Here is an 18,826-nt window from a genome sequence, read left to right as displayed (position 1 = left end):
ACGATACAAAACGGAGCCCGGTCACCGCCAGCCCCCCCGTACCGTCATCGGTGTTCACCTCCCGGCCAGTCGCCGTTCGCCGCCCCCAGCTCGGCCGACAGCTCGCGCACCAGCACCTCCAGATCGTGCGGGCGGCCCGGACCCCACCAGTCGCCCAGCAGTGAGGCGAGTTCCTCCTCCTGGGCCCGCACCAGCGCGGCGGTCGTCGCCCGCCCCCGCGTCGTGGCGTGCAGATCCAGGCCCTCCCGCACCGCCTCGCCGCGCTCCTCCAGGGTGCGGGCGGCCCGCGTGATGACCTCGACCGGGACCCCGTGCCGGTCCGCGAGCAGCGCGGGCTCGGCCCGGCCGTCGCGGTGGATGCGCAGCAGCAGCCAGCAGGCCGCCGGTTCCAGGCCGGTGCCCGAACGGCGGGCCACTTTCTCGTACACCTCGCGCCGCCCCGCGTAACTGCCGAGCTTGGACAGCGCGCGCAGGCACTCGTCGTGCGAGGAACGCACCACCGGGGTCGGCGGTACCGTCTGTGCCGCGTCCGGCGCCTGCACGCTGCGCCGCAGGGGTTCCTCGCGCAGCAGCCAGGCCAGCACGAAGCCGATCGCCATCACCGGCACCGCGTACAGGAACACGCTGGTGATCGCGGAGGAGTAGGAGTGCAGGACGTTGACGCGCAGCCCGTCGGGGAGCAGGGCGATGCCGCGCGGGTCGTGGAGCAGCGTGTCGCGGCTGACGCCGGGCGGCGGCGCGACGCCGCGCAGATCGGCGCTGAGCTTGTCGCCGAGCAGTCGTGTGAAGACGGTGCCGAACACCGCCACGCCGAAGGCGGCGCCGATGGAGCGGAAGAAGGTCACCCCGGCGGTGCCGACGCCGAGGTTCTCGTACCCCACGGCGTTCTGGACGGCCAGCACCATCACCTGGAGCACGCCGCCGATGCCCATGCCGAAGACGAGGAAGTACAGGCTCGTCTCCCAGGTGCCGCTGGAGGGGCTGAGGTTGTGGAGCAGGATCAGCCCGAGCGCGGTGACCGCGGTGCCGATGATCGGGTAGATCCTCCAGTGGCCGGTGTGGCTGATGAGCTGCCCCGAGAGGGTCGAGGTGAACAGCAGGCCCAGCACCATCGGCAGCAGATGGACCCCTGAGAGGGTCGGCGAGATGCCCTTCACCACCTGGAGGAAGGTGGGCAGGTAGGTGATCGCGCCGAACATCGCGAAGCCCACGATGAACGCGATGCCGCAGCACAGCGAGAAGGTGCGGATGCGGAAGAGGGACAGCGGCAGGACGGGTTCGGCGGCGCGCCCCTCGACCCGGATGAACAGGGCGAGGCAGACGAGGCCGAGGACGGCGACGCCGGCGATCTGCCAGGAGGCCCAGGCCCAGGTGGAGCCGCCGAGCGAGGCGATCAGCACCAGGCAGGTGGCGACGGCGGCGACGAGGAAGGTACCCGCGTAGTCGATGGTGTGGCGCCTGCGGCGGGCCGGGAGGTGCAGCACGAGGGCGATCACCACGAGGGCGACGGCGCCGACGGGGACGTTGATGTAGAAGACCCAGCGCCAGGAGAGCCGGTCGACGAAGAAGCCGCCCAGCAGCGGGCCGAGCACGCTGGTGGCGCCGAAGACGGCGCCGAACAGGCCCTGGTAGCGGCCACGGTCCCGGGGCGGTACGAGGTCGCCGACGATCGCCATCGACAGGGCGATCAGCCCGCCGCCGCCCAGACCCTGGAAGAAGCGGAAGGCGATCAGCTCGCCCATGTTCTGCGCGAGGCCGCACAGCGCGGAGCCGATCAGGAAGATCACGATGGCCAGCTGGAACAGCTTCTTGCGGCCCCACTGGTCCCCGAGCTTGCCCCACAGCGGCGTACCGGCGGTGGAGGCGAGGAGGTAGGCGGTGACCACCCAGGAGAGGTGGTTCAGGCCCCCGAGGTCGCTGACGATGGTCGGCAGGGCGGTGGCCACGATCGTCTGGTCCAGGGCCGCGAGGAACAGCCCGAGCATGAGGGTGCCGAGCGAGAGCCACAGAGCGGCACGGGAGCGGGTCTCCGGCTCGGGCGGCGGTGGAGGGCCGGCATCGGCGGGTGTCGCGGGCTGCGCCGTCATACGGGGCGTCGCCTCCTCGCGGGGGGATGGGGGAGTGGGGAGAGAGAGGGAGAAGGGGCGGGAGGGACAGAAGGGGCCGACTGCCCTTTCGGGCACGGACGTATGAGTGCTTGTAACGGACAGCTACGGTGTTCGATTCGTTCTGCACCATCTTGTCCGTAAATTCGGGTGCTGGCTTGTTGAACGAGAGACGGGCATCACTCGTACGGGTGGTGCATAATCGCTGCCAATCGAGGGGGAAGGGTGGCGCGATGTCCCAGGACGCCGACTGCCTGATATGCGGACGCCCGGCGGACCCCAGTGGGGAGCCCGCCTGCGGGTGTCTCACGCACTCGCTGTCACGCCCCGTACCCTCCTCCGTCACCGGTCCTGATCCGGCCGATGTGGCGCTGTTTTCGGTCGAGTCCCCGCCCCAGCAGCGCCGCGCGATGCCGAGGGTGCCCCTGCAGGCCACCCCGGAGACCCGGGCCCAGGGCGCGCACCGCAAGCCCAGGCAGCGCACCCGGGCGGTCGCCGCCGCCGGCGGGGCGATGGCGGCGGCGGTGGTGGGCTGCACGGCGCTGGCCGCCTCGCTGATGGGCGGGCAGGGCCGCACCAACGAGGCCCTGGAGAAGAGCCAGGACGGCCCGATGATCTCCCTGCCGGACGGCGACCCGCTGCCGGACGGCGGTGTCCTGCCCGACGGCGGTGACCGGTGGGAGTACGGTCCCCGCCCCGGCCCGACGCCCTCGCCCTCCCCCGCGACGGGGACGGGGACGGGGACGGAGTCGGACGCCGGGAACGGCACCGGCACCGGCCGGGACACGGACGACGGCACCGTGCCGGTGCCCCAGCCCCCGCCGGTCACCGAGACAGGCGAACCGTCGCCGCCCGCCGAGCCCGCCCCGCCGCCCGCCCCCGAGAACCCGGGCGAGCCGCCCGAGGAGACGCTCCCCTCCGAGCCGCTGCCCTCACCCGACCCGCCGGGCGGCGTGCTGCGGGAGGGCGATACCGGGGAGCAGGTGGTGGAGCTCCAGCAGCGCCTCCTCCAGCTGGGCTGGGTCTACGACGGACCGGCGCACGGCACGTACGACGAACGGACCGCGGACGCGGTGGCCCGCTTCCAGATGGCGTACGGCGTGCAGGGGGACGAGTGGGGGGTGTACGGCGTGAACACGCGCCAGTCGCTGGAGCGGCACACGGCCCTGTAGGGCCTGGGTGCCGCGCCCGGACCGGTGGCACGGCGGCATCCCGCCGACGGCGCCCTACCGGCCCGGCGACGTGCCGGCCCGCACCAGGGCGCGGGCCAGACCGGCGGTCTCCGGAAGGGTGTCCAGCGCGAGGGGCTGCGTGGCGACGGCGCCCTCGTGCAGCACGAGGAGTTGAGTGGCGAGGGCGTCCGGGTGCGAGCAGCCCGCCGCGGTGGCGAGTTCCGCGAACAGGTCCCGCAGCCAGAGCTTCTGGTGCGCGGCGACGCGGTGCGCGGGGTGCGAGGGGTCCGGAAGCTCCGCCAGCGCGTTGATGAAGGCGCAGCCGCGGGTGTTGCTCCCGCTCCAGGTCCGCAGGGCCTCGAAGGGGGCGGTGACGGCCTCGGCCGGAGAGTCGCAGGCGTCGACGGCGGCCCGGACGTGAGCCCGCCAGCGCCGGTCGCGTTCCGTGAGGTAGGCGGCCACGAGGTGCTCTTTCGAACCGAACCGGTTGTACAGGGTCCGCTTGGTCACGCCGGAGTGCTCGGCGATCAGATCCACCCCGACCGCCGTGATGCCCCGGTGGTAGAACAACTCCTCCGCGGCCGCCAGAATGCGGCGGCCGGCGGGCGTCATGGGCCGCGTTTCGTCCACGACGGGCCCCCTTCACAGAACGGTGTACGGTGGGAGAAGTTCACAGATCAGTATACCTGAGGAGGTTCAAGCGATGAGTGCGTCCGATGCCATGCGAGCGGTCCGCATCACCAGGCACGGAGGGCCGGAGGTCCTTGAACCGACGGAGGTCCCCGTCCCCGCCCCGCGGGAAGGGGAGGTGCTGGTCCGGGTCGGCGCGGTGGCGCTCAACAACACCGACCTGTGGACGCGGGAGGGTGCCTACGGCCGCCCGGACGACCCCGGGGCGCTGTCGGGCTGGCGAGGCCCGATCGACTTCCCGCGCATCCAGGGCGCCGACGTGGCCGGCCACGTCGTGGCCGTCGGGACCGGCGCACCGCGGGATCTCGTGGGGCGCCGGGTGGTCCTCGACCCCGCGATCTACGACACCGAGGGGCCGGACGCCAACCCGGTGGGCCTGATGGGGAGCGAACGCGACGGCGGATACGCCGAGTACGTGACGGCGCCGGTGAAGCGGGTGCACGACGTGACGGAATCCCCGCTCACGGACGAGCAGCTCGCGACGTTGCCGACCGCCTACGGCACGGCGCTGGGCATGATCGAGCGAGGCCGGCTGCGCGAGGGCGACACCGCACTGGTCTCGGGAGCGTCCGGCGGGGTGGGCATCGCGCTGGTGCAGATCGCCCGCGCGCGCGGCGCCAGGGTGATCGCCATCAGCAGCGGAACCAAGATCGACGCGGTACGCGAGGCGGGCGCGCACGACGTCATCGACCGCGCGGGAGACATCACCGCGCAGCTCCGCGCCGCCGCCCCGCAGGGCATCGACGTCGCACTCGATGTCGTGGCGGGCGAACTGGTCGCCGAAGGGCTCCCGCTGCTGCGCGAAGGGGGCCGGTGGGTCATCGCCGGGGCGCTCGGTGGCTACGGAGTGGCCTTCGACGTACGCCGGCTCTACTTGCACAACGCCCAGGTCATCGGTTCCGCGATGCACACGCCCGCGCACTTCGACCTCCTCATGGACCTGGCGCGCCGCGCGGAGGTCCAGCCCGTCATCGCCGCCAGCTTCACCCTGGAACAGGCCGCCCAGGCGCAGGAGGAACTCTCCCGCAGGGGACACGTGGGAAAGATCGTCATGCGGCCCTGAGGTCCGTACGCGCGCGGACGCGGGTCAGGAACGGTCGCGGCGGCGGGCGCGCCACAGACCGGCCACCGCCAGCACTGCCACCGCCGACAGCGCCGCGATCACCGGCAGCGGTGAGGCGCCGTCGTCGCTCTCGCTCGCGGTGTCCTCGCTCGCGGCGGGCGCCGCCTCACCGCAGCCGGTCTCCGGGTAGCCGGTGATGCCGCACAGCATGCCGTTGGAGGCGTAGCGCAGCGGCTCGGCCACCGCCGCCAGGGCGGTGGCGGCCGTCGTTCCTGCCGCGTCGGGGGCGCACGCCGTACGGGCGGCCGGGGCACCGTCCGCCGTGCCGAAGTCGATGACCACCGCCACCCCGGCCGGATCGCCGGGGCAGATCTCCGCGTGCTCGGTCGCGCCGCGCGGGGCGGCGGGTGCGGCCGTCGCGTTCTCGCTCGTCGTGAAGTGGAAGCCGACCACATCACCCTCGGCGACGCGCGCCGTGCCCGGTCCCTCCGCCGCGTACGCCCAGCTGCCCGAGCCCGCGTCCCACTGCCAGAACGACCAGTAGGCGTAGCTCGCCGCCCACGCCTTGGCGGGCAGGCACAGCAGGAGCAGCAGGGCGGCGGACAGCGCCAGCGCGCGCCGCACCGTTACTCCTCGTCCTTCTTCGGCGCGGGGGACTCGGGCCTGTCCTGCTTACGCTCCGGCCCGGCCTGCCCCTGCTCGGGGGCGGACTGCTCCTGGTCCGGCTCCGCCGTCGCGGTCCGCGCCTGCTCAGGGGCGGGCGCGGCCTTGCGCCGCATGCTCATGACCACGCCGATGCCGATCCCGATGGCCAGACCGATCAGCAGCACCCACACCAGCGAGCCGGAGCCGCTGTCCTCCGTGGACGAGGCCGGGTCGGTGGCCATGCCCGCGCCGTCCGGGGCCGGGCCGAGCAGCGACAGCTCGCTGATCAGGTCCGTCCCGCCGAAGCTCTCCGGGGCCGCGCCCGTCGCGTGCGCGGCCAGCACCAGGGTGCCCACCGCCGCCGGGTTCGTCGCGTAGTCGGCCCAGCCGCCGTGGTGCTCGCGCAGCCAGTCGAGAACGGCCTCGGCCGACTCGCTGTGCCCGCCCGCGGCCAGCGCGATCACCGTACGGGCGGTCGAGCCGAAGTCCGGCTGCTCCTCCGCGCCGGGGAAGGCCGTGACCAGGTGCTGGCCGCCCGCCTCAAGGCGTGCGGTGAGGTAGGCGGCGCCCGCCGACGCGGCGGTCCGCGGGGTGAGTTCGGCGACCGGTTCGCCGCCGTCGCACTCCAGCGCCACCGGCGCGGTGTCGGTGCCGGGGGACACGCCCTCCGCCGGCGTGCTCGGTGTCACCAGCAGCCCGGCGCCCTGCAGGGCCAGCACCACGTCCACCGTCGCCGCGTCGTTCACCGTCAGCGCGCCCGAGTCCGGGTCCGGCTGCCAGGCGAACCCGCCGCGCTCGGCGGCCGGCGCGGTGCAGCCCAACTGCATCCCGGCCAGCGCGTCGTACGGGCTCGCGTCGCCCCGTACGACCTGCGCCGGATCCGTCCCCGCCGCCGCCAGCGCCGAGACCACCACGGCGGTCGAGCTGGCGTCGCTGGCGCCGCCCGGGTTGTAGCTCCAGCCGCCGTCCGGGTTCTGCACCCCGGTCAGCCAGTTCACCGTTCCGGCGACGGCCTCGTCGTGGCCGCCGAGCGCGGCCAGCGCCTGGAGCGCCATCGCCGTCGCGTTGGAGTCGGCCAGCGTCACATCGGCGCACGCCTCGCCCTCCGGATCGGCCCGGTAGGACAGGAACGAGCCGTCCGCGCACTGCTGTTGCAGCAGCCACTCCACGGCCTCGGGCGCCGGCGTGTAACCCGCCGCGTCCTGGGCGAGCAGCGCGACCGACTGCCGCCACACCCCGTCGTACGACGGGTCGGCGGAGCCGAACAGCGCGTCCGGGAGGGCGTCGTCCGCGGCGGGCGCGGCGACGGCACCCCACGGTGTGGTCAGGGCGATCACGGCGGCGCCGGCCAGGGCCAGGGCGCCGCGGCGCGGGAGATGCATCTGCGCTATGCCTTTCTGCGGACGGTCGGCCCACTCTATCCGCCCGGTTTCAGCCGCTTTCCCGCACGTCCGCGCCCCACTCACGGGCCGGCACGTGGTGTTCATCACCTTCCCCGGCTACGACCCGTTCGTGGTGGGCAGGCTATGTTTCTCCGGAACCTTGTGACTTACCCGTGAGTAGCCGCTTGACCGAGGGGGCCGGGCGTGACCGCAGAGGCAGGCGTGGACCGCCCACTGAGCATCGCGTTGCTGACCTACAAGGGCAACCCCTTCTGCGGCGGCCAGGGCGTGTACGTGCGGCACCTCTCCCGTGAACTCGCCGCGCTCGGCCACCGGGTCGAGGTCATGGGCGCCCAGCCCTACCCCGTCCTGGACTCCCTCGGCGAGGGCGTCACCTTCACCCCGCTGCCCAGCCTCGACCTGTACCGGCAGCCCGATCCGTTCCGCAGCCCGCGCCGCGACGAGTACCGGGACTGGATCGACCGCCTGGAAGTCGCCACCATGCGCACCGGCGGCTTCCCCGAGCCGCTCACCTTCTCGCTGCGCGCCCGCCGCGCCCTCGCCGCCCGCGCCGCCGACTTCGACGTGGTGCACGACAACCAGACCCTCGGCTACGGGCTGCTCGGGCTGCCGCAACGTCTCGGCCTGCCACTGGTCACCACCATCCACCACCCCATCACGGTGGACCGCCGCCTGGAACTGGCCGCCGCCCCCACCCGGGGCCGCCGTATGTCGCTGCGCCGCTGGTACGGCTTCACGCGCATGCAGAAACGTGTCGCCCGCCGGCTGCCGTCCGTCGTCACCGTCTCCGGCTCCTCCCGGCAGCAGATCATCGACGACCTCGGGGTCCGCCCCGACCGGGTCCGGGTCGTGCCCATCGGCGCCGACACCCGTGTCTTCCACCCCGACCCGGCCGTCCCCGAGATCGCGGGACGCATCGTCACCACCTCCAGCGCCGACGTCCCCCTCAAGGGACTGGTCCACCTCATCGAGGCGCTCGCCAAGGTCCGCACCGAACACCCCACCGCCCACCTGGTGGTGGTCGGCTCGCGCCCCCCGGCCGGCAGCCCGGTGGCCGACGCCATGGAGCGCTTCGGCTTCGAAGAGGGCAGTGGAGCCGTCGAGTTCGTCAAGGGCATCAGCGACACCGAACTCGGTGACCTGGTGCGCGGCGCCCAGGTCGCCGCCGTGCCCTCCCTGTACGAGGGGTTCTCGCTGCCCGCCGCCGAGGCCATGGCCACCGGCACCCCGCTCGTCGCCACCACCGGCGGCGCCATCCCCGAGGTCGCGGGTGCGGACGGCGAGACCTGCCTGGCCGTACCGCCCGGTGACGCCGGTGCGCTCGCCGCCGCCCTCGGCCGGCTGCTGGCGGACCGCGACCTGCGGGCGCGCATCGGCGCCGCGGGACGCGAGCGCGTGCTGGCCCGTTTCACCTGGCGGCAGGCCGCCATCGGGACGGTCGAGCGCTACCGCGCCGCCGTCACCGCCTGACCCGGTCCCGATCCTGACCCGATCAGGGATTGATCGCACAGAACCACAGCCGAAGGAGCCGCCCGGTGCTGACCGTGGACTTCACCCGCTTCCCGATCGCCCCGGGGGACCGCGTCCTGGATCTGGGCTGCGGCGCGGGACGGCACGCCTTCGAGTGTTACCGGCGCGGCGCCCACGTCGTCGCCCTGGACCGCAACGGCGAGGAGGTCCGCACGGTGGCCGGCTGGCTCGCCGCCATGCGGGAGGCGGGCGAGGCACCGGCCGCGGCGAGCGCCGTCGCCATCGAGGGCGACGCGTTCGCGCTGCCGTTCGCCGACGCCACCTTCGACGCCGTCATCATCTCCGAGGTCATGGAGCACATCCCCGACGACAAGGGCGTCCTGGCCGAACTGGTGCGGGTGCTCAAGCCGGGCGGCCGGATCGCCGTCACCGTGCCCCGGTACGGCCCGGAGCGGGTGTGCTGGGCGCTCAGCGACGCCTACCACCAGGTCGAGGGCGGCCACATCCGCATCTACCGGCCGCGCCAACTGCTCGCCCGCGTCCGGGAGGCCGGCCTGCGCCCGTACGGCAGCCACTGGGCGCACGCCCTGCACTCGCCGTACTGGTGGCTGAAGTGCGCCTTCGGCGTGGACAACGACAAGGCGCTGCCGGTGCGCGCGTACCACAAGCTGCTCGTGTGGGACATCATGAAGAAGCCGCTGGCGACCCGGCTCGCCGAGGACCTGCTCAACCCGCTCATCGGCAAGAGCTTCGTGGTGTACGCGACCAAGCCCCGGCGGCAGGTGCGCGCGTGAGCGGCAAGGACACCGGGCACGGCACCCAACGGCTCGCGCTGCCCGGTGTGTTCACCGCCGAGCAGGCCGCCGTCACCGCCGCCGCCATCGCCGGGATCCAGCGCGCGGACGGCGCCATACCGTGGTTCCGGGGGCACCACCTGGACCCCTGGGACCACATCGAGGCCGCCATGGCCCTGGACGCGGCCGGCGACCACCGCCGCGCCGCCGCCGCCTACCACTGGCTCGCCCGCCACCAGTTGCCGGACGGCTCCTGGTACGCCGCGTACGCCGACGGCGACGCCACCCGGCCCACCGACCGGGGCAAGGAGACCAACTTCTGCGCCTACGTGGCGGCAGGGGTCCTGCACCACTATCTCGCCACCGGGGACGAGGAGTTCCGGGAACGGATGTGGCCCGTGGTGTACGCGGCCGTCGAATTCGTGCTGGAACTCCAGCGCGAGGGAGGCGAGATCGGCTGGCGCCGGGACCCGGACGGCAGCGCCTGCGACGGGGCCCTGCTCACCGGCTGCTCCTCGATCCACCAGGCGCTGCGCTGCGCGCTCGCCCTGGCCGAACTGCGGGACGACCCGCAGCCGGACTGGGAACTGGCCACCGGGCGGCTCGGACACGCGCTGCGGCACCACCCCGAGTGCTTTCTCGACAAGTCGAGTTACTCGATGGACTGGTACTACCCGGTGCTCGCGGGCGCGCTGCGCGGCGCGGCGGGGCGGGCCCGGATCGAGGACCGCTGGCCGGAGTTCGTGGTCGAAGGGCTCGGCGTGCGCTGCGTGTCCACCAACCCGTGGGTGACGGGCGGGGAGAGCGCCGAGCTGGCGCTGGCCCTGTGGGCGGTCGGCGACAGCGAGCGGGCCGCGCGCGTCCTGCGCTGGATCGGACATCTGCGGGCGCCGGACGGGCTGTACTGGACCGGGTACGTGTACGCGGACGAGGCGATCTGGCCGCGCGAACGCACCGCGTGGACGGCCGGCTCCGTCCTGCTGGCGGTGGCCGCGCTGACCGGGGACGAGGCCACCGGGGCAGTCTTCGGCGGTGCGGGGCTGCCGCGCGGCCTGGAGGCCGAGGAGTGCTGCGACCGGTCCTGAACACGGCCGAGGGCGGCGGGCCGTTGCCGGCCCGCCGCCCTCGTGTGTCCGTCTGCCAGACCTGTTTACGGCCTCACGGCCCGACTCAGCCGCGCTGGATCCCGGAGGTGTCCTGGAGCACGCCGCGACGGCCGTCCTGGGTCTGGGCGACCAGGGCCTGACCGCGCTGCTCGACGGCCAGGTACCAGGTACCGGGCGCCAGCTCGGCGACCGGGGTCGGCGCGCCGTTCTCGTCGTACAGCGGGCGGGCGGCGGGCACGGCGAACCAGAACGGCTGGAAGTTCGGGTCGGCGGCGGCCGGCTGCTGCACGGCGCTCACACCGGGCTGCGAACCGTACGGCGGCTGCTGGGCACCCGGGCCGGGGTAGCCGTAACCGGCCTGCGGCTGACCGGGCTGGGGCTGACCGGGCTGCGCGCCGTACGCCTGCGGCTGACCGTAGGCGGACGGCGGGGCCTTGGGGCCACCGGCGGGGATCAGCGGAGCCTGGAGGGCGGGCACCATCGGGGCGGCGATGGCGAGCGCGGCCAGGATCAGGGTGGCGATGAACGCGAGCACGAAGCCCACGCCCTTGTTGGCCATCTCCGGGCCACCGGTCATGGTCCAGAACGCGGCCCAGAAGGAGGTCACCGACAGCGCGGTGCCCCACTGGGCCAGCTTCAGCCCGGCGAACTCCTTGTCCGCCTGCGGCAGGAAGCGCGAACCGACGATCAGGCCGCCGCCGATGATGCCGGCCAGGTAGATCGAGGGCAGCGCCGGAAAGAAGTCGGAGGACCAGCCGTTCCAGCTGCCGCCGCCGTCCGTGTCGTACAGGTCGAGAAACGAGGCGATGAAGAGCAGGACCGCTGCTCCGATCACTCCAGCGTCGCCTCGGGTGAGTGAGCGGTTGTTCACATCAGATCCTTCGTCGTCTTGTCGGTCTCGTCGTCATGGTCTGGTCAGACACTAGGCGGGCCCATCGTACGGATGAAGTCCGCCGCCGGTCCGTGGGGAGGGCTGATCTGTTTCCCAGACGGCACGCTTGTGATGTTGTCGTGACTTTCCCCACAGCGTCCGAACATCGCGTGCCGGGAACGTCCTTCCACCTGCTCAGACGCGGTCGGAAACGGTCCGCCGCAGCACCCGCAGCGAACGGCACACGGAGACCTCCGCGAAGGCCCCCGACTCCACCGCCCGCCGCCAGATCCGGTACGGGGCCTGGCCGCCGTCCGCCGGGTCGGGGAACACGTCGTGGATGACCAGCAGTCCGTCCACCGCCAGCTGCGGCACCCAGCTCTCGTAGTCCTCCACGGCCTGGGCTTCGGAGTGCCCGCCGTCGATGAACACCAGGCCGTACCGTCCGCCGCCGCCCCCGCCCAGGGCACTCGCCGCCCGGGCCGAGCCGCCGACGACGGCCACCACGTACTCCTCCACGCCCGCCTCGGCCAGGGTGCGCCGGAACAGCGGCAGCGTGTCCATCCGCCCGGGATCCGCCGGGTCGGCGGTCGCCGGATCGTGGTACTCCTCGCCCGGCTGCTGTTCCTCGCTGCCGCGGTGGTGGTCCACGGTGACCGCGACCGTACCGGCCGCGCGCGCGGCGTCCGCGAGCAGCAGGGTGGACCGGCCGCAGTAACTGCCGATCTCCAGCAGTGGCAGCCCGAGCGTCCGGGCGGCCTCCACGGCGGCGCCGTGCAGCGCCCGGCCCTCGTCCAGCGGCATGAAACCCCTGGCCCGCCGGACGTGGTCAAAGATGTCCGTGGTGTCCTCGGCTTCGGACACATCGTCCCCCTACGGTCCCCGTTGCCCGCCCCCGCGAGCTGTCCGTGGCCACCATGCTGCACCATCCCGCCGACAGCCGCGCCCCGGGGTCCCGGCACGGACCGGCCGGACCGTGGGAAGCACCCGCCCGACCGACCCGCCGACCCCCCGCGCCGTGCGAACCCGGCCGCCCGATCAGTCGGTCCGGGCCAGCGGCGAGTGGTGCAACGGCACGGGCTTGGTGACGCCCTGGTTCGCCGGCGCCGCGGACACCGGCGGCCCGTGCCCCGCGGGCGCCTCCTGCCCACCGGGCACGTACGGCACCGCCGTCTCCGGCGCGGGCCGCAGCGGCTGCGGCTCGGGGACCGGCACCAGCACCCGCTCCAGGCCCCACGGCAACTCCTCCGTCGCGTACGGCAGCAGCAGCTCCCCGGCCGCCGTCCACCGCCCGACGCCCGCCAGCCAGCCCTCCGGCGCCGCTATCGGCTGCACCTCGCGCTGCTGCGCCCGCCACACCGCCACCCACCGCACGCCGACCTCGGGCGCCGACAGCTCCAGCGCCACCGCGCACGCCTCGGGCGTCAGCATCTGCCCGGGCTGCACGGCGAAGGGTCTTATCGCCACGCCGTCCGGGTGCAGCGCCTCGGGGAAGCGCACCGGCAGCCGGCTGCCGAGCACCCCCCACCCGATGCGGTCCTCGCCCGGGGCGTCGGAGACGACCATCAGCAGCCCGCTGTCCGGGTCGGCCAGCAGCAGCCGGTCGTTGCTGTGCTCGGTGATCCGCAGCAGCTCGCTCGGGAGCCCGCCGCCCTCCACGTCCACCGTCACCGTGCGGGTGTGGCCGGTCGCCGGGTCCGTGCGGTCCAGGGCCAGCAGCCGGCCGCCCGCGTCCAGCCAGGCGCCGCCCGAGCAGTGGCCCGGGACCCGCGTCACCGGCTCGGGACCGAACGCCCCGCCGCACACCAGCCACAGCGCCGTCTCACCGGCCGCGTCGTCCGCCACCAGCGCGTACACCCGCGCCCCGTCGGGGGCCGGCGGCAGCAGCCGCAGCGCTCCCGACGACTCCAGCGCGCCCAGCGGCAGTTCGCCGGTCTCGGGCCCGGAGGGATAGAGCAGCGCCAGGTGATAGTGGCCGTCCGCGTAGCGGGCGATCAGCACCCGGCCGTCCGCGAGCGGCTGCACCGGGCTGTCCGGCTCCTCCGGCTGGCCGGCGGGCAGCGGAACGGCGTACGGTTCGGGACCGTCCAGCGTCCAGCGTTCCGTGTACCAGGCGTCTTCCGCCCCGCCCGGGGCCCGTACGAGCCGGGCGGCGTACGATCCGTCCGCCGCGATCGACATCATGAAATCGCTCACCTCCAGGCCAGGACGGTAGATTTCGCGCGCCGACCGAACAACCCGCCGTGCTCCGCTTCACGCATAAGGGTGACCCAGCGGGGTTTGCAAGATCAACCTGGGTGGGGTGTGCATCGGCCGGGCCGGGCCGGGGCCGCACCGGAAACCGGGCGGGCGCGGGGCCGGGTAGCCTGAGCGCGTGCCGCCCGTACTCTCCGATGTCATCTCCGCGCTCGACGCTCTGTGGCCCCCCGCGCTGGCCGAGGACTGGGACGCCACGGGCCTGGTCTGCGGCGATCCGCAAGCCCCCGTCTCCCGCGTACTGTTCGCCGTCGACCCGGTCCAGGAGATCGCGGACGAGGCGATCGAACGCGGCGCCCAACTGCTCATCACCCACCACCCCCTGTATCTGCGCGGTACCACTTCGGTGGCCGCCGACACCTTCAAGGGGCGCGTGGTCCACCAGCTGATCAAACACGATGTGGCGCTGTTCGTCGCCCACACCAACGCCGATCGCGCCGACCCGGGCGTCTCCGACGCGCTCGCTGGCGCCCTTGATCTGCGGGTCACCGGGCCCCTGATCCCCGATCCCACCGACCCGGCCGGACGGCGCGGACTCGGCCGGATCTGCGCGCTCGACCGGCCGCTGACCCCCGCCGAGTTCGCCCGGTACGCCGCCGAGCGGCTGCCCGCCACCGCGCAGGGCGTCCGCGTGGCCGCCGACCCGGCCGCCCCCGACCGCCCGATCCGTACGGTCGCGGTCTGCGGCGGCAGCGGGGACAGCCTCTTCGCGGCGGTCCGGGCGGCCGGCGTCGACGCCTACGTCACCGCCGACCTGCGGCACCACCCCGCCTCCGAGGCCCGTGAGCACACCGGGCTGACCCTGGTGGACGCCGCGCACTGGGCCACCGAATGGCCCTGGTGCGCGCTGGCCGCCGCCGAACTGGACGCGGTCTCCGAACGGCACGGCTGGGGGCTGCGCACGCACGTCTCCCACCGGATCACGGACCCCTGGACCGCGCACGCATCATCCGACCCCAACACCACCCCGGGAGCCCCCAACTGAAAGCCGCGCCCGTCGATCAGATCCGGCTGCTCGACGTCCAGGACCTGGACGTCCGGCTCACCCAGCTCGCACACCAGCGCAAGAACCTCCCCCAGCACGCCGAGATCCGCGCCCTGGAGGGCGAACTGACCCAGCAGCGCTCGCTGCTGGTGGCCGCCCGCACCGAGAGCAGCGACACCGCCCGCGAGCAGGCCAAGGCCGAGGCGGACGTCGACCAGGTGCGCAAGCGGGCCGCCCGCGACCAGGAGCGGCTGGACTCCGGCCTGGTCACCAACCCCAAGGACCTGTCCGGGCTGCAGAGCGAGATCGCCTCGCTCTCCCGCCGCCAGGACGACCTGGAGACCGTCGTCCTGGAGGTCATGGAGCGGCAGGAGGCCGCCGAGGCGCGCGCCGCCGAACTGGCCACCGCCGTCACCGACCTGGAGGCCAGGGAGGCGGAGCTGGTCGAGCGCCGCGACGAGGCGCTGTCCGTCATCGACGCCGAGGAGGACACCGTCCGCAAGCAGCGCGAGCAGATCGCGCAGGGCGTGCCCGCCGACCTGCTGAAGCTGTACGACCGGCTGCGCGAGAAGCAGGGCGGGGTCGGCGCGGCGCGGCTGTACCAGCGGCGTTGCGAGGGCTGCCGCCTGGAACTCGATGTCACGGTGGTGAACGAGGTGAAGGCCGCCGCCGCCGACGATGTCGTGCGCTGTGAGAACTGCAGCCGCATCCTGGTCCGTACCCCCGAGTCCGGCCTGTGAGCCGCCGCTTCATCGTGGAGGCGGACGGCGGGTCCCGGGGCAACCCGGGCCCGGCCGGGTACGGCGCGCTGGTGCTGGACGCCGCCAGCGGTGAAGTGCTGGCGGAGACCGCCGAGTCGATCGGCAGGGCGACCAACAACGTCGCCGAGTACCGGGGGCTGATCGCCGGCCTGCGGGCGGCGCACGCGCTGGACCCGTCCGCCACCGTCCTGGTGCGGATGGACTCCAAGCTGGTCGTCGAGCAGATGTCGGGCCGCTGGAAGATCAAGCACCCCGACATGCGGCCGCTGGCGGTCGAGGCCCGCGACATCTTCCGCTCGGGCGCGGTGCGTTACGAGTGGATCCCGCGTGAGCGCAACAAGCACGCCGACCGGCTGGCGAACGAGGCGATGGATGCGGCGGCCAAGGGCCGCAGCTGGCAGCCCTCCGAGTCGAAGGCACTGACCGCCGAACCCGCCGTACGGGACCGGCCCGAGCCCACCCAGCCCGAGGCGGTCACCGTCGGCACCCCGGCCGTGGGCTGGGGCGCGGATCAGGGCCCCGGCACGACGTTCGTGCTGCTGCGGCACGGCGAGACGGCGCTGACCCGCGAGAAGCGGTTCAGCGGCAGCGGCAGCACCGGGGACGCCGACCCCGAACTGGCCCCGGCCGGAGTGCGGCAGGCCGAGGCGGCGGCGGTGGCGCTGGCCGCCGCGCCCGAGGGCCGGCGGATCGAGGCGATCGTCGCCTCCCCGCTGCGCCGCTGCCGGCAGACGGCGCAGGCCGTCGCCGACCGGCTCGGCCTGGAGGTGCGGATCGAGGCGGGGCTGCGCGAGACCGACTTCGCCGCCTGGGAGGGCCTGACGTTCGCCGAGGTGAACGAGCGGCACCCGCAGGACCTGGCGCGCTGGCTCGCCTCGGCCCAGGCCGAACCCACCGGCGGCGGAGAGAGCCTCACGGCCGTGGCGCGGCGTACGGCGCTGGCCCGGGACAAGATCATGGCCCGGTACGCGGGCCGGACGGTGCTGCTCGTCTCGCACGTCACGCCGATCAAGTCGCTGCTGCGGCTGGCGCTCGGCGCGCCGACCGAGGCGATGTTCCGGATGGAGCTGTCCCCGGCGGCGCTGTCCGCGGTGACGTACTACAACGACGGGCACGCCTCGATGCGGCTGTTCAACGACACCGCGCACCTGCGGACGGCGGACGGGGCCGGCCCGCTCGGCCCGTACGCGGCGGCCCCCGCCTGGCGCTGAGCGCGGGGGCCGGGGCGCTCAGACCTGGTCGACCACGATGTCGAGCTGCCGGTCGTCGCCGGCCGGCCGCTCCACCGTGTGGCCGAGGTCGCGCAGCGCGGCGGTCAGTTCCGGGAGGGTGCCGGGCAGCTCGCCCGCGCTCAGCAGTTCCCGCACCACCTTGCCCTTGGTGGCCTTGTTGAAGTGGCTGACGACGGTCCGGGTCGGGGCGTGCAGCACCCGCACGGTGACGGTGCGCGCCGCGAGCTCGCCGGTGGGCTTCCACATGCCGCGGTAGGCGGCCGAGCGCAGGTCGAGCAGCGGGCCGCCGTCCGCCTCGGCGGCGGGCTCCAGGGCCTCGGCGAGCGGGCGGCGCCAGTAGGCGGGCAGGCCGCCGAGCGCGGGGAGCCTGACCCCGGCGCCCAGGCGGTAGGAGGGGATGCGGTCCGTCACACGCAGCGCGCCCCACAGTCCGGAGAAGATCAGCAGCGATTCCCCGGCCCGCCGCCGGGCCGCGGGCTCCAGGGTGCCGAGCCCGAGCGCGTCGTACAGCACGCCGGTGTACACCTCGCCGGCCGGTGCGGCGGGGGCGGTGCGCAGGGCGGCGTTCTTGGTGATCTCGCCGGCCAGCCGCTCGCCGAGCCCCAGGATGGTGCGCGCCTTGTCCGGGTCGGCGGCGCACAGGGCGGTCAGCTCGTTCAGCACCGTCTCGCGGGCCGCAGTCAGCGCGGGCAGGGACAGCGCCTCCGGCTCGACCGGCTCCCCGCGTTCGGGGCCGGCGGCCTTGCCCTCGGACGGTGGCAGCAGTACGAGCACGATCGGGTCTCCTCTGTGGGGCGCAAAGCAGCAGGGTACGCCGGGTAGGGTGGGAGGTGCGGCAGACGAGTCGCGCGGGCGGTCGCGTTGGTGTCCGGTTCAGGCCGGGTGCCGCCGAGGAACGTCCGGGCTCCACAGGGCAGGGTGGTAGGTAACGCCTACCTGGGGCGACCCACGGGACAGTGCCACAGAAAACAGACCGCCGGGGCCGTGCGAACGGCACCCGGTAAGGGTGAAACGGTGGTGTAAGAGACCACCAGCGACCGGGGTGACCCGGCCGGCTCGGTAAACCCCACCCGGAGCAAGGTCAAGAAGGGGCCATCGGCGATGGCCTCGCGCGGATGACTGAGGGCGGCCCGCCCGAGTCCGCGGGTAGACCGCTGGAGGCTGTCGGCGACGGCAGCCCTAGATGGATGACCGCCACCCACCCCTTTGGGGGCGGGAACAGAACCCGGCGTACAGCCCGACTCGTCTGCCGTCTCTCCGGGCGGTGGTGCGCCGCCGAGCCGTCGGGGTGACCGGGTTCGTCATCGATGCCGCATCTCCACCGGTTCCACCGGCCCGCGCCGGAATCAGGCCTCAGTCGGCGGCGCCGGTCACGGCGACGGCACTTCCCACCGTGACCGCCACCACCGTGCGCGTCACGGCGGCGCTGACCGCGTCCGCTCCCCAGGTTCCCTTCTCGTATTCCTTCGCCCGCTCGTAGACCTTCCCCGACCACGGAATGGCGGGGTGGAGGCCGGGCAGGCTGCCACTGGCGGAGAGGAGCCCGATCAGCACCGCCGTACGCTCGCCGGGCGTCCGCCCGTCCACCAGCGTGGCGCGTACCTCCCGCAGGACTTCGGCCTTGTGCCGGGTATCCGCCACGGACAGGGATGTCGTGTGGAAAAGGCCCAGCCTGCGCTTGCGCTCCCGGCTCACCACGCCCCGGTCGACGAGTCGGTCCAGGACCGTGCCGCGCAGCTCGGCGCCGATCTCGACAAGGAGCGTCTGGACGCCTCGTGTGCGTTCGGCGGTCTTCCGGTATGCGTCCCGGAGCAGCGGGTCCTCGATCGAACGGCCGGAAACGGCGTGCACCTTGAGGCCGGTCAGCCCCGTGTCGCCTTCGGCGGCCGTCACATGGCCGCGAAGGGCGAGCTCGGCCAGTACGGCTCCTCCGAGCGTGTAGTACAACGTACCCTCGCCGGCGATCGCCCCGGATGTGTCGTCCATCAGCGTGAGCAGCAGATCCTCGACGATCAACATCTCTTCCCGCATGACTTCTCCTTGAGCGGTGCCGTTCACCCTTGCGTCGTACAACTGGCGCGGTCCCGCGGTCCTTCCGCCGCTCGGTATGCCGTCCTCGGCACCCACATTAAAGTGGATGCATCAACTATATCGGGGCTGTCGATCGTCCTGTGCAACAGGTGTACAGCCTCAGGGTTGAGGTCCGACGATGCGGAATCCGACGGAGGCCCAGCAACTGGTGGACATTCTGTGCGCGGACCATGTAGATCGAC

17 protein-coding genes and 1 other RNA gene are annotated in these 18,826 nt (G+C 73.6%); 9 read left to right on the top strand and 9 right to left on the bottom strand.

Annotated features, from left to right (window positions below):
* Nucleotides 1–44: 44 nt before the first annotated feature.
* A complete protein-coding gene (locus SXIM_RS06225) occupies nucleotides 45–2,087 on the bottom strand; it encodes an MDR family MFS transporter (RefSeq protein WP_030726414.1) in 2,043 nt (680 codons plus the stop codon).
* A gap of 428 nt (nucleotides 2,088–2,515) precedes the next feature.
* Between SXIM_RS06225 and SXIM_RS06220 the strand changes: the two genes are divergently transcribed.
* A complete protein-coding gene (locus SXIM_RS06220) occupies nucleotides 2,516–3,277 on the top strand; it encodes a peptidoglycan-binding domain-containing protein (protein WP_148236073.1) in 762 nt (253 codons plus the stop codon).
* Nucleotides 3,278–3,331: 54 nt separating this feature from the next.
* Here SXIM_RS06220 and SXIM_RS06215 read toward each other — a convergent pair whose 3' ends face one another.
* Nucleotides 3,332–3,889: a TetR/AcrR family transcriptional regulator gene (locus SXIM_RS06215; protein WP_043176771.1), complete on the bottom strand. Its 558-nt coding sequence runs from the start codon at nucleotides 3,887–3,889 to the stop codon at nucleotides 3,332–3,334.
* Between the two features lie 91 nt (nucleotides 3,890–3,980).
* On the opposite strand from SXIM_RS06215, the gene SXIM_RS06210 reads away from it, so the two are divergent.
* The gene (locus tag SXIM_RS06210) at nucleotides 3,981–5,030 is read left to right on the top strand and encodes a zinc-binding dehydrogenase (RefSeq protein ID WP_046723205.1); all 1,050 of its coding nucleotides are present in this window, start codon (nucleotides 3,981–3,983) and stop codon (nucleotides 5,028–5,030) included.
* Nucleotides 5,031–5,054: 24 nt separating this feature from the next.
* On the opposite strand, the gene SXIM_RS06205 is transcribed toward SXIM_RS06210, so the two are convergent.
* Nucleotides 5,055–5,654: an SCO2322 family protein gene (locus SXIM_RS06205; RefSeq protein WP_030726424.1), complete on the bottom strand. Its 600-nt coding sequence runs from the start codon at nucleotides 5,652–5,654 to the stop codon at nucleotides 5,055–5,057.
* Nucleotides 5,655–5,656: 2 nt separating this feature from the next.
* Nucleotides 5,657–7,057, bottom strand: coding sequence for an SCO2321 family membrane protein (locus SXIM_RS06200; RefSeq protein WP_053116098.1), 1,401 nt, complete (start codon nucleotides 7,055–7,057; stop codon nucleotides 5,657–5,659).
* Between the two features lie 204 nt (nucleotides 7,058–7,261).
* Between SXIM_RS06200 and SXIM_RS06195 the strand changes: the two genes are divergently transcribed.
* From SXIM_RS06195 to SXIM_RS06185, 3 genes are all read left to right on the top strand, one after another.
* Nucleotides 7,262–8,548, top strand: a complete 1,287-nt coding sequence (locus tag SXIM_RS06195) for a glycosyltransferase family 4 protein (RefSeq protein ID WP_030726430.1) — start codon at nucleotides 7,262–7,264, stop codon at nucleotides 8,546–8,548.
* Between the two features lie 65 nt (nucleotides 8,549–8,613).
* Entirely contained in the window at nucleotides 8,614–9,342 is a 729-nt protein-coding gene (locus SXIM_RS06190; protein ID WP_030726433.1) for a class I SAM-dependent methyltransferase, read from the top strand.
* A 47-nt stretch (nucleotides 9,343–9,389) separates the two neighbouring features.
* Complete coding sequence (locus SXIM_RS06185; protein ID WP_046725469.1) at nucleotides 9,390–10,427, top strand: prenyltransferase; 1,038 nt, start codon at nucleotides 9,390–9,392, stop codon at nucleotides 10,425–10,427.
* Between the two features lie 85 nt (nucleotides 10,428–10,512).
* Here the strand turns inward: SXIM_RS06185 and SXIM_RS06180 are convergent, their stop codons facing one another.
* From SXIM_RS06180 to SXIM_RS06170, 3 genes are all read right to left on the bottom strand, one after another.
* Entirely contained in the window at nucleotides 10,513–11,319 is an 807-nt protein-coding gene (locus SXIM_RS06180) for a DUF5336 domain-containing protein (RefSeq protein ID WP_030726437.1), read from the bottom strand.
* 195 nt (nucleotides 11,320–11,514) lie between these two features.
* Nucleotides 11,515–12,123 carry a class I SAM-dependent methyltransferase gene (locus SXIM_RS06175; protein ID WP_174864356.1) on the bottom strand — a complete coding sequence of 203 codons (609 nt, stop codon included), beginning with the start codon at nucleotides 12,121–12,123 and terminating at the stop codon, nucleotides 11,515–11,517.
* 234 nt (nucleotides 12,124–12,357) lie between these two features.
* Nucleotides 12,358–13,503, bottom strand: coding sequence for a hypothetical protein (locus SXIM_RS06170; protein WP_043176773.1), 1,146 nt, complete (start codon nucleotides 13,501–13,503; stop codon nucleotides 12,358–12,360).
* A gap of 190 nt (nucleotides 13,504–13,693) precedes the next feature.
* Between SXIM_RS06170 and SXIM_RS06165 the strand changes: the two genes are divergently transcribed.
* The 3 genes from SXIM_RS06165 to SXIM_RS06155 are packed head-to-tail and all read left to right on the top strand — an operon-like array spanning nucleotide 13,694 to nucleotide 16,532.
* Complete coding sequence (locus SXIM_RS06165; RefSeq protein ID WP_046723201.1) at nucleotides 13,694–14,560, top strand: Nif3-like dinuclear metal center hexameric protein; 867 nt, start codon at nucleotides 13,694–13,696, stop codon at nucleotides 14,558–14,560.
* Nucleotides 14,557–15,300 carry a zinc ribbon domain-containing protein gene (locus tag SXIM_RS06160; RefSeq protein ID WP_030726448.1) on the top strand — a complete coding sequence of 248 codons (744 nt, stop codon included), beginning with the start codon at nucleotides 14,557–14,559 and terminating at the stop codon, nucleotides 15,298–15,300. Before SXIM_RS06165 ends, SXIM_RS06160 begins: the two co-directional genes overlap by 4 nt.
* Complete coding sequence (locus SXIM_RS06155) at nucleotides 15,297–16,532, top strand: bifunctional RNase H/acid phosphatase (RefSeq protein WP_046723200.1); 1,236 nt, start codon at nucleotides 15,297–15,299, stop codon at nucleotides 16,530–16,532. Before SXIM_RS06160 ends, SXIM_RS06155 begins: the two co-directional genes overlap by 4 nt.
* Nucleotides 16,533–16,550: 18 nt before the next feature.
* On the opposite strand, the gene yaaA is transcribed toward SXIM_RS06155, so the two are convergent.
* Nucleotides 16,551–17,327: a peroxide stress protein YaaA gene (yaaA, locus tag SXIM_RS06150; RefSeq protein ID WP_030726453.1), complete on the bottom strand. Its 777-nt coding sequence runs from the start codon at nucleotides 17,325–17,327 to the stop codon at nucleotides 16,551–16,553.
* A gap of 66 nt (nucleotides 17,328–17,393) precedes the next feature.
* Between yaaA and rnpB the strand changes: the two genes are divergently transcribed.
* An RNA gene (gene rnpB, locus SXIM_RS06145) (RNase P RNA component class A) lies at nucleotides 17,394–17,802 on the top strand.
* A 104-nt stretch (nucleotides 17,803–17,906) separates the two neighbouring features.
* Here the strand turns inward: rnpB and SXIM_RS06140 are convergent.
* Nucleotides 17,907–18,680: a GOLPH3/VPS74 family protein gene (locus tag SXIM_RS06140; protein WP_246156844.1), complete on the bottom strand. Its 774-nt coding sequence runs from the start codon at nucleotides 18,678–18,680 to the stop codon at nucleotides 17,907–17,909.
* Nucleotides 18,681–18,826: the final 146 nt, after the last annotated feature.

Source organism: Streptomyces xiamenensis, assembly GCF_000993785.3.
In the GTDB taxonomy this organism is placed as follows: domain Bacteria; phylum Actinomycetota; class Actinomycetes; order Streptomycetales; family Streptomycetaceae; genus Streptomyces; species Streptomyces xiamenensis.
Note: the sequence above shows the minus strand (reverse complement) of the source record. Positions and strands in the feature narration are given on the sequence as shown.

What these genes read in the sequence shown, in the direction of transcription:
- SXIM_RS06225 (WP_030726414.1), bottom strand. Translation starts at nt 2,087, where the DNA reads ATGACGGCGCAGCCCGCGACACCCGCCGATGCCGGCCCTCCACCGCCG.
- SXIM_RS06220 (WP_148236073.1), top strand. Translation starts at nt 2,516, where the DNA reads ATGCCGAGGGTGCCCCTGCAGGCCACCCCGGAGACCCGGGCCCAGGGC.
- SXIM_RS06215 (WP_043176771.1), bottom strand. Translation starts at nt 3,889, where the DNA reads ATGACGCCCGCCGGCCGCCGCATTCTGGCGGCCGCGGAGGAGTTGTTC.
- SXIM_RS06210 (WP_046723205.1), top strand. Translation starts at nt 3,981, where the DNA reads ATGAGTGCGTCCGATGCCATGCGAGCGGTCCGCATCACCAGGCACGGA.
- SXIM_RS06200 (WP_053116098.1), bottom strand. Translation starts at nt 7,057, where the DNA reads ATGCATCTCCCGCGCCGCGGCGCCCTGGCCCTGGCCGGCGCCGCCGTG.
- SXIM_RS06175 (WP_174864356.1), bottom strand. Translation starts at nt 12,123, where the DNA reads ATGCCGCTGGACGAGGGCCGGGCGCTGCACGGCGCCGCCGTGGAGGCC.
- SXIM_RS06170 (WP_043176773.1), bottom strand. Translation starts at nt 13,503, where the DNA reads ATGATGTCGATCGCGGCGGACGGATCGTACGCCGCCCGGCTCGTACGG.